Origin of the sequence: Paenibacillus sp. HW567 (genome assembly GCF_000374185.1) — a bacterium.
In the GTDB taxonomy this organism is placed as follows: Bacteria; Bacillota; Bacilli; order Paenibacillales; family Paenibacillaceae; genus Paenibacillus_AQ.
In genome coordinates, this window is record NZ_KB910518.1 from 4208701 (window position 1) to 4221120 (window position 12420).

The window sequence follows — 12420 nt, forward strand, 5'->3', positions numbered from 1 at the left end:
TTAGAAAACCCCGCTTTCAATAGGTTTATTTACTTGCAGTGAGCCTGTCTCTTACTGCCGCCATGGCCCCAATCGCTCCGGCCTGATTGCCCAGCTCAGCCTGTCTGATCACCAGCGGCGTATGGGGAGCGTAACGGCTCACCCGGCTTGAGATTTCATCTACATATCCCGGATTCTTCTCGACAACTCCACCGCCAAGAATGATCCGTTCAAGATCAAGGGTAATCGAAATATTCTTGATCACAACGGCCATATGCTCATAGGATTGCTTCAGAATCTGCACTGCTGCTGCATCCCCCTCAGCCGCCGCAGCAAAAACATGCTCCGCCCGGACCTGCCCGCCGTCCGCCATTTGCCGCATCATAGAATCGCTGCTGTCCTCAAGCAGATAATCCGCAGCCTTCTGCCCAATCCCCGTTCCGGACACCTCCATTTCAAAAGGTCCGAATTCACTGTTCTCCGAAAGGACAGATGAACGCCCAGCGCCCGGCTCAAGAATCAGATAACCGATCTCCCCGGCCGCAAAGCTTGCGCCTCTGTACAGCCTTCCGTTCAGAATTAAAGCGCCGCCGATCCCCGTTCCAACAGTCACCATCATTAAGCTCTCAGCGTTGGCCCCGGCTCCGGCACAATATTCTCCAAGCGCAGCCATGTTCACATCATTGTCAAGCACTACAATCCCGGAATAATGGGCTGCGATGTCAGGGCGGATATCCACCAGAGGCCAATTCAAGGCAGGGGCGCTGGAAAGAATTCCTGTGGATTCATTCATTACGCCGGGGAACCCGAGCCCAATGCCGCGTAACGAGGACAACGAGCCGCCGTTCATCCTGCAGATTTGCTCCAATTCGCCAAATAACCATTGGAAAAACACCTGCGGATCACGTGTAAGCCGCGTCTCTAGCTTATGCTGCGCAAGAATTGTACCGCCTTCGTCAGCAAGGCAAATCAGCGTCTTGGTTCCGCCAACATCAATGCCTGCGATATAAATGTTCATACATGCTAACCTCCCGTTTTCTCACCAATATGATAAAATGCAGCCTTAAGCTTCGCGAATGTGGCGGAACGCCGCCTGAGCCGCAATTTGTATGGCTCCGAGAACGACATCCTTTTCCCGGTGCCGCGAAACAAGCAGCCGCGGCTTGCGGTTCAGGCCGCTTATTCCGGACTCCAGCCGGTGGAGCAGAACATCTCCGTTCCCGCCGAGTCCGCCGCCGAGGATTATCGTTTCAGGCGCAAGCACAGCGCAGATAGTGGTCAACGCTTCTGCCAGCCTTGCGCAGTAAGCTTCGATGACGGACTGTGCCCAGGAATCCCCGCTTCGGACCGCTTCGAACAAGGTCTCAGGAGACCCTGAGAATTCAGCCGGCAAGTGATGCTGATCCACGCCCTGCTCCCCGGCCATTCGGGAGGCGAGCCGCAGCAGTCCGCTGGCGGACAGAACATCCTCCAGCCGCTCGCCGCCGAGCTTCATATCGGCAAGCTCGCCAGCCCCGCCGCCCAGGCCGCGAAAGATTTGACCGCCTAGAATAATGCCCCCTCCGGTCCCCTCTCCTATGGAGAAATATAAGAGTGAGGAACTCCCGGTCTCACCGGAGCTGGAATGCTCAGCCAGCGCAGCCAGATTCACATCATTCTCGGTCATGACCGGCACCGGGAACAGGCGCGCCAGGCTTGTGCGTGACAGCGTATTTTCCAGACCCTTAAGCGGTGTTACCAGTTGAGATACTTCGCCGCTTGCAGGATCAACGATACCCGGAATTCCAACCGCTCCGGCTTTGATGTTCTCCCATGCAACCCCGGATTCCTCAAGCAGCTCTGCAATCCCCTGCACAAGCAAAGCTTCAAACTCCATATCCGCCATGCTGTCTTTCGGCACTGCAAGCTGCTTATAATGGCAAATCTGTCCCCCCATGTCTGCCAGCGCGATCCTGATCCGGGTAGCTCCCAGGTCAACGCCGATGACATAGAAGCATTTGGTGTTGAACTCAAGCAAGGTTGCTTTTCGTCCCTGGGTGTTATCTCCCCTCCCCGTCTCCCTGACCAGTCCGCGCCCGATTAAGTGAGCGATGGCCGATGAAACCGTCGGTTTGCTTAACCCGATCTGACGGCTGAGATCCGCCCGCGATTGCGGCCCGCCGGTAATAATCTTGTCCAGAATCAGCGCTTCATTCAAACTGCGCATAGCTCTGGGCGTACCTGCAGATTGTGATTTCATGATCATCCTCTTTGTTATAGTTAGTTAATTTTATTAACTAATTATACGTACTTACCGGACAGATTTCTAGCCCCCGGGACAAGTATTTGACCTGCCTATCCGGGGGCTATGTCAGTTGCACAATAGTCTTCATCTTTGGGTCTGGTCGTAATTCATCAAACCATACAATATAATATCGCTCATCGCTTTTATTCCCGATTCAAAGCTGACCTGATTCCTCGCAATGAATTCATAATCCAGCAGCTTTCTCAGGGTTTCATTCAGCATTAGCTTGAGCACTACCGTGTCCACTGCTTTCAGTTCTTGCTTCTGTATCCCCTCTTCAACCAACTGAATAACGTCATCCCAGATGGTATTCAGATGATGATTCACCTTCTCGTGCAGATTAGGATAGTGCCGCTGAAGATCCTCCATATGACGGATAATGGTGCCAATGGAATAAGCGTCGGGAATGTTCTGAAAATACTGCTTTATTTTCTCATGCGTCGAAAGCTCCTGATTCTCCAGGATATCCGTATCCGACTTAATGATTTCTGTAAACACAAAATCTATTGCCTTCTCTATCATCTCATCTTTGCTCGAAAAATAAGCATATACAGTACGTTTGCTCGTCCCCAGTTCTCTTGCCAGATCCTCCGTTGTAAACCGCGGGCCCTTGGACCCGAATAATTTCAAAATCTTCAAATATACGTTGTTATCCATAGCCAAGCACCTCAAGTCAACAGACGTGGAAGTGGTTTCACCATACGATACAGATGATACGGCTGTTTATCTATGGCATCCGTAATCTTGAAGCCCAGCTTCTCGTACAGATTAACCGCCCCGCTGTTCTCTTGCCTCACGGTTAACGAGAGCTTATCATAGTTGCTCAGCCTGGCCTTCTCCTCTGCAAAATGAATTAATTTCGAGCCGATGCCCGTTCCCCGGCTTTCCGGCAATGTAGCCAGGCTTCCGATATGGTATTCATCCAATCTTCCCTCCTTCAAGGATAACATGAACCACAATTCCCGCCAATTTAAAAGCGAGTGCTTGACCAGCTTCCATTTACGCAGCTTAATTAACTCCCGGGTAGTGGGCCAGGCCAGCTTATTCATAACGGAAACCGGAAAGCAGGTGACCAGCCCGAGTGTTTTCTGGTTGATCTGCGCTTCAAAAGCATACCGGTGGCTGAAACGGTTGAACCCGAGCCTCCATAATTTCTGCAGGGTGCTCTCCACCAGGCTTGAGTCCTTAGAGCCGACAAGGGGATACGCCATATAGTCCAGCGCCATGCTGTTCAGTCTGCCTCCGGCCGCCGAGTCGATTTTGCCATGTATGATTGAGATATTGTCCATTGATGAACGCCTCCTTTGTAATTCGGTACTGAAATAGTTTTTATAGTACCAGAATACAGAGTATATTTTCCCTTGTCAAATCTTGCACTCCATATCAAGGGAAACGCCACGTTCATCCAGTGCTGCTGCTGCGGTTTTTGAGCAGGGTAACGGCTGCGATCAATATCATTGGAAGCACATAAGCCAGATTATCGAATAGGGTCCACACCATATATCCATCCTCGTTGAAGGAAGCCTGGTCGTGATACATGGTAATAGAGAGCAGCAGGCAGAGAAGCGTCACGGGGAAGGTTACCACGCGGTAATCCTTTACTTTAAATACTTGCGACAATACATTTGTCAAAATAAATATCATAATCGAGGTTTTCATATACGAGCCGGCGATTAATGAGAAGCCGATGATCGGCTCGACCCTTTCAATAATCTCCTGAACATAGATGAGCCTGGCCAACTGATACAGCGAATAACTCATCTCGCCCGCTAAAGGCCCTAGAGCCAAAATGGTGCAAAGGACAGAGATCATTAATATAACTCCGTTAATAACAAGCGCAATGAACATATATTTACCGAGAACCCGCTCCTCGTCCTTACGGACAAACGGAAGAACTGAAGCGTACAGCACAACCTCTGTAAACGGAAAACCGTATATGATATAGGCTCCGTGCAGAATCGGTCTGAACCCGTCTGCCATAACCGGCTGCAGAAATTCAGGATGGTAGTTGCCGGAGGCCAAGACCACAACCAAAATAACAAACCCATACATCATAATCAATAAAATGAAAAACATCCGGGCCATCACTTCAATTCCGGCCCGGGCGGTTACGGCGGCCGATACAAAAAACAAGGTATTGATTACAGTGACGGGCGTGTTGGTCATTATTGTACTGTTGAAGAACCCGCTAATTTCAATCACGATAGCGGTGTTCTGCCAGAACAGCGCACAGGCAAAAGGGATCATCAGCAAGCAGGTCAGCCATTTTCCCAGCGCCTGATTGCTGTATTCCACAAAGGTCATGCCCGGATATTGCTTATGCAAGTACAGCATGCAGCACAGCAGAAGGAATCCCATAACCCAAGCGATGGAGAAGGAGAGCCAGGCTCCGTTTTTGGCGGCATTAATCAGCGGGGAAGGAATCAGAATAATCGACGATCCGGTCATTCCGGAAAGAAACAGAACGGCAAGCTGGAGCGCACTGATGCTTTCTTGGTTTTTCATGGGTTCCTCCACGGTTATGAATGAACCTGGTTCAGCCCGGAGGTCTGAACCAGGCGGCGAGTCTTCTGGACGGAGTGAGCAGAAAGAAATCAATTAGCTCGTCAAGATTTGGCCAGGGGAGATCTGCTGCGTATATTAACCCCAGATACACGATAGGCAGCATAAGCAGCAGGTACAGGATACGTGCTCTGCGGCTGATCCTTTTCCACTTGGGAAGATCCATAGCCAGCATTACCGTATTGCAGCTTATGAAGAATATCAATTTCGCAAGCATGGTTATCTCCTTTATCTATAGCGGCGCACCCGCCTGCATTCCTGTATTCACAATATCAATCTCAACTGCGATTATAAATTCAGCCTGGGCAAACTGCCCGCCCCAGGTCCCCTTCCAGCGTTTCCATAATGCCGGATTTTGTTGATAAACCCGGTTCCCGATGCCAAGCGCATCCAATTGCTCCTTCTGAAGATAGGTGATCGTCTTCCGCAGATCGGCCTGAAGCTTGTCTTGGGCTTTTCCTGTAAATTTATTTTGCTCCGCTCTGGTGGTGACGGAAGAACGGTGAAGCTCGCTGATTGCGCCTGTGATCTTGATATGTATGCTGGCAACAACATCGTCGCCTGAGCTACGGGTTGTTATCTTTGTTTTTGCGGAGAGAACCTGAAAGCTTTCCTTATCCGCAATTTCAACAACGCCTTTGCTGTATTTTCCAAGCAGCATTAATAACGCCTGGGTGTCAACCGGCTGCATGATGGCGTCTACCATCTTCCCTTCCTTAAGCAGAGCCACTCCGGCAGTAGAGATTTCATCGGAATCCTTGTCTTTGAATACATAAGGAACCGTCGTAACTTTCGTTTCGCTTTTTAATTGAAGCGCCAGATCGAGCAGAGGAACTTTTGAGGTTTTGGAGGAAAATTTTGCGCTCGCTTCTTCCATTCTTCTCAACTGCTGGCCAATGGTATTCTCAATGAATGGTTTGATTTCTAAATATTCGCCGGCCTTTCCCTCTGCAATCAGCACAAGTATGGTTTTTCTAATCTCATTATCCCGCATCAAAAAATCGAGCAGGTCCTCTACCCCTTGCTGCCGGGTCAGCTCTTCCCCCAAGATAAGCACACGCATATGATCCAATTTAGCTTTTCTTCCGAAATGAATGGGGATATCTTCTATTGCTTCATTCAAGCTCTTGCCTTTGGTTCGGATAGTAATCCCTTTGGGCGGCGGCTTCGCGGCTCCTGGCGTCTCCCCTGATCCCGATGGATTGTAAAAAAGGGTAGTCAGGTTCAATTCCCCGCCCTCGCCAAGGTCAACCGCTACCGCTTGCGCATACCCGTATTCCACCAGCTCCGCCTTGTCCCAGCAGCCTGTCAGCAGAAAGACCGCAGCAATGGAGAAAATAATAGCGATGCGCCGCGGTAACATAGTTATTTCGCTCCTCTCCTCTTATGCAAATGCCGGTTTCGCGGGTGATGAAGCAGCATTTGCCGCGGGACCACAATGAACACATCCCGTAATTGGGTAATATTAAGCGGCGCCAGGGTCGCCAGGTAGGGTTGGCCCAATGAGCGCAGGCAGACCAGATGCAGAAGTGTCATGAGCAGTCCGAACATAATGCCAAGCCCGCCTAATGTGCTGGCGAGAATCATCAGGGGGAAGCGCAAAATACGGATGGTGATAGCCATGCTGTACTGAGGCAGCACAAACGATGCAATGCCCGTAAGGGCCACGACAATAACCATCACCGGGGAAGCAATTTTGGCTTGAATCGCAGCCTGGCCGATGACGAGCGCACCGACAATGCTGACGGCAGAGCCTACCGGACGGGGCAATCTGATTCCGGCTTCCCTGAGGAACTCGAAAAAAATCTCCATGATCAGAGCCTCCACAAACGCTGGAAAAGGAATGCCTTCCCTCGTATCGAGAATAGCCAGCAGCAGAACGGTCGGTATCATCTCGGAATGGAAGGTAGACAACGCGATGTACAGACTCGGGAGCAGGAGGGCAATGACAAATGCGGCAAATCTGAGTATCCGAATCAATGAAGTAAAGGCCGTTTGTTGATAGTAGTCCTCGCTGGACACCAGAAATTCAAAAAACAAGCCCGGACAGATTAATATGGTCGGCGTTCCGTTCACCATTACGATAATCTTTCCATCCAGCAGGGCAGCTACCGCCGTGTCCGGCCGTTCCGTATAGCGCACTTGAGGAAAAGGCGAATAGGCGGAGTCCCTGATCCATTCCTCCAAATAAGAGGTTTCCAGAATCTCTTCTGTGTCGATGTCCGCAATGCGCCGCTTGAATTCCGACAGTGATTCAGGATTGACGGCTCCATCCAGATAACCGTAGGCTATTTGCCTCTGGCTCACCTCTCCCGCTGTGAAGTACTCGAATTTCAGCTTCGGTGACTTCAGCAAACCGCGAATCAGGCCGATGTTGATGTTCAATTCTTCAATTGTGCTGTTATGCGGACCTTGGACAACCGGTTCTGTGATGGGCTCGCTGATTTGCCGGTAGGGAAGCCCATTCGTTGCATAGCTGATCGCTTGCTCCCAATGATCGAATAGAATCACCAAAGCTCCGCTTAATATCTGGTCATATATTTGATCCACTGTATTCAATACCTTGGCGGAATAGGCGGTTACGCCATGCTTCCCGAAATAGCGGATTACCTCCTCAGGAGTGACCGATTCCGCCGTGCCCACCTCATGTGTGACCAGATCCTGCATCGCTGATTTCATATAATTCAAATGATCATGCGGAACCAGTGTTTCAAAATAGACAGAACAGGCCCCATGCGCAAGCTCCGGACCGTAGCTCCAGGGAATGAGCGTGAGATCGGTGCAATCGGAAAAGGTAATCTTAATCTGCTGCACATTTTCGGCCAAGCATTTCGATATCATCCCCCGTCCTCCTCACGCCGAACCTTTATTTAAGCGATTTGGGATATGTTGTTTAATATCTCAAGAAGACGAAGCTTTTATTCTGCACGGCAATTCCAGCAAGTCTGGGTTTGCACAATGAAAAAGGTGCCCATAGGCCACGATGAATGGCTCAGGACACCTCTAGTAGATCTTCAGACTATAAATGTTGGCGTTTAAACGATACTCCGCCAAACGGAGTAAGGCGTGGAAATCACGCTGTCAGGCGTATCAGACCCCGTGAACAAGAATCATCTCCTAATCGGAAGAGTCTGCCTGTTTGTAACGGACCGAGCCGCTCTTATTTCCGCTGGAAGTCATTTTTCCGCAAGTGAACGGACTTCAGAGCCGTTAAGGGTAGACATTCACCCTAGATTATACCTGACGAAGAGGCGATAGGCGCTTTACAGTCCGTTACCCCGGCTAAATGTATCCTTTTAGGAAAATAAAGACTTTACGGTCCGTCCCACTTTCTTCTCCAAAATGTTATGGCTCGAACAGGAGACTTCCCACACCAGAATCACTGTCTTATCCCAGCGTTACCCACCTCATACTGGAGTGCTCATCGAAGATCAGCTTCACACCGGCTGCCGATCTTCCCTCTTCATCAAATATTTCCAGTACATTCGTCTCCTTCAGCCAAGCCATCGGAAGCTTGTAATCCTCCTGCGGGCCAATGCCCCAATAACGGCCAATATCCGTTCCGTTCAGCTTCACATAACCTTTGCTCATTCCGGTCAGCCGCAGCTTCAGCCTGGCATGGACCGCTTCCGGGCATTCCGGTCTATTGAAATGAAAAGAGTGGCGCACCGGTCCATTGCCGGACTGCTGGTCTTGAACTGCGCTATGCTCAAGCAGATTGGCATCTTGAATGGACCAGCCGTTCAGCTCATTCTGCGAATGGTAGCTGATCAGCTCCAGCCGGTCTATCGGCGATTTGATATATTTCATTTCGATGGTGTTAAGTCCCTCACGGATATAGGCGGAGATGTCCAGCGTGTGGAACATGAACCAATCCTTATACCCGGTAATATCAATGGCCTGACCATTAATGGTAAGCTCTCCGCTCATCGCGCCTACCAGAATGGCCCGGTCCTGACCCTGAATGGTGAAGGTCCGTTGCAGTACAGTGCCCGGCTCTACGCTGCAGACCTGTCCAAGATGCAGCGACTGCGCTCCATGCTGCCACTGATCGCGCATGTCAACTGAATTGCCATCCAGAAATACCGGACCTTGAATCCCTTTGAACTCGCCGAGAAACGGGGAGAAATTCAAACGGCCCATATTCTGCACAAGCAATTGCAGCCGGTTGGTCTCATTAGGCTTCAGCTTAAGCTCCAGGGATGATGCTCCAACCTGGCGGACCAATTGGGACGCCTCACCATTGACATACACTCTGAACGTATCCTGGACTTTAGGAATAACCACCGTTCTCACTTCACCCGGCCCTTGCTCGAAATCACAGGTATATAGAAGATAGCCATACGGCACCTCCATACTGGAGAAATCCAGCGGAACCCCGGAGTACACATGGTCTTCCGAAGGCGCTAAGGCAACGGACGATGTAGCGACTAGGCTTAATTCAGGTTTCTCAAGATGTACATAAGGCGATTCGTCCAGCGGAGCAGTGGCATTCTCCCAGTTGCCTAGAAGTAGCACCCCATGCTCTCTCCGGCTTACCGCCGCCATAATTTGCCCTTCGCGAGTGACATCCATATCCGGGTAGCCGAGCGCCCATCTTGTCCCAGACGGCCCGGCGAACCGCCAAGCAGAGTCGGCCATATCTCCGTTCACCAGAATAAGCTGGAACAGCTTCCCGCCGATGGAGAGGGACAACACCTGCGGCTCCGAGAAATGAAAGCTGTCCAGCGTTAATTGCTTGCGGTCACCGCTTAGCTTCATAAGCTGCGGCGGCTGCCCCGTTAATTCAATGGGCTGTCCCGCTTCAATTTCGATCCAGGAGCGGTTCCCATTGTCGGCCGCAATAATTAGCGTATGAACTCCCGCTATTGCCTCATTGGCAAGCAGATAGGAATTGCAGGTCAGGAATACCTCCTGAGAAATTTCCAATTGCTCGAGAACAGGAGTGATGGCTCCGGGCTTAACGGTAACCGGAACGGTGTTACCGCGGGACAACGTAAGGTACGCGTTCTCCCTTTCCTGTTTTCCGCTCTCCACAAACCAGATGCGCTCTCTCCCGCGTCCCCTGGAACGTGCGGTGAATCCTTCGCTTAACCGGACTGGAACGCTCTGCTCCTCCTCCGCATTCAGCAGAAACCCGCTTATGGCCTGAATATAGTAGGATAACTTCTTCGCTACAGCATATTTCTCTGTCACTCGCTCATACTCGTTCAAGGGAGCATCGTAATCATAGGAGGTGACCATAAAAATATCGCTTGCCCCGACCGTTCTCCCGCCGTAACCGCCAAAATTCGTTCCTCCGTAGAACATATAGTGGCTTATGCCGCTATACCCTGCACGCAGCACCTCCAGTGTTCTTTTCTCATAGAGACCGGCGGTCTTCTGGGTTGCCGCCTGCGCTCCCCAATGCTCAAACCAGCCTGTCCAGAACTCGGTGACAATCTTCGGCATGTCCGGCTGCTTGCGCTCAAGCTCCTCATAATGCTGGTCGGCATTCGACCAGAAGTTCGCACCCTCGATAGCGCCCTCCACACCGCCTACACAGGTAATCAGCGGCACTTCAATTCCCCGCTGCAACAAACCGTCTCTTAAATATTTCATATAGCTTGCTGCGGCCTCATCAGCTTCAAGATACCCGTATTCATTCTCGACCTGCACAAGAATCACTGACCCGCCCTGTGTGATTTGACGATCACGGATTATAGGAATTATTTTGTCGAAATAACGGTCTACATAATCCAGATACGGCTTGCTGTGGGTTCTGAACGCGACCTCCTGTTTATTGTTCAGCCACCACGGGAACCCGCCGAAGTCCCACTCTGCACAAATGAACGGGCCTGGACGGGCGATAACCCATAATCCCAGCTCTGCACACAAATCAAGAAAAGCTCCGCAGTCCTTGTCACCTTCGAAGCTCCATTCTCCTTCTTCCGGTTCATGCACATTCCAGGCAAAATAGGTATCAATACAGTTCATTCCTGCCAGCTTCGCCTTAACGAGAACCTCCCGCCATTCCTCTCTTGGCATACGGAAATAGTGGATGGCCGCGCTGTTCAGGAAGACCTGCTGCCCGTTAATGGTATAGCTTCTCTTGTCGTAATTCACAGTCATTCTCCCCACACCTTTCTCTCTACTCTTTAATCCGGATATCGGAGATTACAATGGTCGTAATGGATTGCTGCGGCACAGTCAGCCGCACTCCGTTAGTGTACAGCGGCACTTCGGATGGCTCTAAATTTTTGTCCGCAGAGGTCTGGTAGACTTGAGCAGCAGCACTGTCGTACGTATAAGGAGTCAGATCATAGGTGACCTCTTTCTCCGACTGCTCATTTCTGACTACAATGGTAAGCTGATGTTTACCTTCGTTATACGCCGCTATTGTCCGTCCATCCTCTGTCAGCAGAATACGGGAATCCGGGAGAATAAACTTGCTGAAATTGGCCATCGCATAATACTGCTTCGTCAGCTCATAGCTCTCGCCCGAGGTGAAATCAGAGTGGATGAACCCCCAGTTGTTGTTCGCCCCCTCATCCTCTACAGCCTGCCAGTAAACCCAAGCGGACGGTCTAAGCACACGCAGGTCAAAAATAATACGCTCCCCAAGCTCCATTACGCTGCTCATATCCTGGTGGTTATGCGGCTCGCTGCCGCCCGTTCCGTATTCAGACATCCACAGGCGTTTGCCCTTCTCCTGCGCGAAATTCCGCAGCTCCTCCAGCTTGCTTCCGTTGTACGTATGGGTATTGATCTGGGACAAGCGGCCAAGCGTGGCTTCATCATAGAATGAGAGCATATCCATCGTTTCGTCCACACTATTCTCATCCGGTCCGCTGATCACCGTATCGTTCAGCCCTTTGGACTTTAGAGATTCGGAGACCTTTTGAATAATCTCCATTTGCTTATCCACGCTGAAATGGCTGCCCTCTTGAATATTCCCCTTCTTCCACCAGTCAGAAGCCGGTTCATTCAGCGGGTTCAGCGTGCGGAACGTCACGCCCCACCGCTCTTTGTATTGTTTGACAACCTCGGTCAAATAATCAGCAAAGGCTCCATAATATTCATCCTTCAGGTTATTCCCCCCGTCAACCGCTCCTGTGACGGAGCCGCTAACGGTCATCCAGTAAGGCGGGGAATTCGAGAAGGCCTCGGCTATCGTAACACCACGCTCTATGGCTCCAAGCAGAACCTTGCGCTGGCCTGCGTCAGCTTCCCAGTCCCACTTGCCCTCTTCAGGCTCAAAGCCGGGAACGTCACCGCCCGGCCGCAGCGTATTGTGCGCGATATTCGGATCTTCACCCCCGCCGATATTATAGCGGACGATGTTCAGCCCAAGACCCTTGTCCCGGTTAAAGATAAGGTCCATCACCTCATCCAGCTTCTGCCCATCCTTCCATTGCCCCAGCACATGGCCCCACCAGGCCAGGGAGGTGCCCCAGCCTTCAAAGCCGTCATAGCCATCCTTCGGGTCTACATGGATAGCGGCTTCATCCAGCTTCAATAGCCTTGATGTTGTCTTGTCTTGTGATTGATTTAACATAATTCCTCCCAATACAGCTAATGTTAAGACAAGGATGCCTATTAGAATAACTCGCCGG

General features: G+C 50.9%; 10 protein-coding genes. All 10 read right to left on the minus strand.

Translation table 11 applies throughout. The features are described from left to right. Positions 1-25: 25 nt before the first annotated feature. Positions 26-997, minus strand: coding sequence for an ROK family protein (locus B212_RS0119040; protein ID WP_019912590.1), 972 nt, complete (start codon positions 995-997; stop codon positions 26-28). Positions 998-1042: 45 nt separating this feature from the next. Continuing rightward, the gene (locus B212_RS0119045; protein ID WP_019912592.1) at positions 1043-2218 is read right to left on the minus strand and encodes an ROK family transcriptional regulator; all 1176 of its coding nucleotides are present in this window, start codon (positions 2216-2218) and stop codon (positions 1043-1045) included. A 129-nt stretch (positions 2219-2347) separates the two neighbouring features. Beyond that, a complete protein-coding gene (locus tag B212_RS0119050; RefSeq protein WP_019912593.1) occupies positions 2348-2920 on the minus strand; it encodes a TetR/AcrR family transcriptional regulator in 573 nt (190 codons plus the stop codon). 11 nt (positions 2921-2931) lie between these two features. Beyond that, positions 2932-3552 carry a GNAT family N-acetyltransferase gene (locus B212_RS0119055; RefSeq protein ID WP_019912594.1) on the minus strand — a complete coding sequence of 207 codons (621 nt, stop codon included), beginning with the start codon at positions 3550-3552 and terminating at the stop codon, positions 2932-2934. 112 nt (positions 3553-3664) lie between these two features. Next, a complete protein-coding gene (locus B212_RS0119060) occupies positions 3665-4768 on the minus strand; it encodes a GerAB/ArcD/ProY family transporter (RefSeq protein ID WP_019912595.1) in 1104 nt (367 codons plus the stop codon). Positions 4769-4799: 31 nt separating this feature from the next. Further along, positions 4800-5042: a hypothetical protein gene (locus tag B212_RS31870; protein WP_019912596.1), complete on the minus strand. Its 243-nt coding sequence runs from the start codon at positions 5040-5042 to the stop codon at positions 4800-4802. Between the two features lie 15 nt (positions 5043-5057). Next, on the minus strand, positions 5058-6188 hold the full coding sequence (locus B212_RS0119070) for a Ger(x)C family spore germination protein (protein WP_019912597.1): 1131 nt from the start codon (positions 6186-6188) through the stop codon (positions 5058-5060). A 2-nt stretch (positions 6189-6190) separates the two neighbouring features. Further along, positions 6191-7666 (minus strand): spore germination protein, encoded by a 1476-nt coding sequence (locus B212_RS0119075; RefSeq protein WP_019912598.1) that lies wholly within the window; start codon positions 7664-7666, stop codon positions 6191-6193. A 546-nt stretch (positions 7667-8212) separates the two neighbouring features. Next, a complete protein-coding gene (locus B212_RS0119080; protein ID WP_019912599.1) occupies positions 8213-10936 on the minus strand; it encodes a beta-galactosidase in 2724 nt (907 codons plus the stop codon). Positions 10937-10955: 19 nt separating this feature from the next. After that, positions 10956-12362 carry a glycoside hydrolase family 30 protein gene (locus B212_RS0119085; RefSeq protein WP_232231491.1) on the minus strand — a complete coding sequence of 469 codons (1407 nt, stop codon included), beginning with the start codon at positions 12360-12362 and terminating at the stop codon, positions 10956-10958. Positions 12363-12420 lie beyond the last annotated feature (58 nt).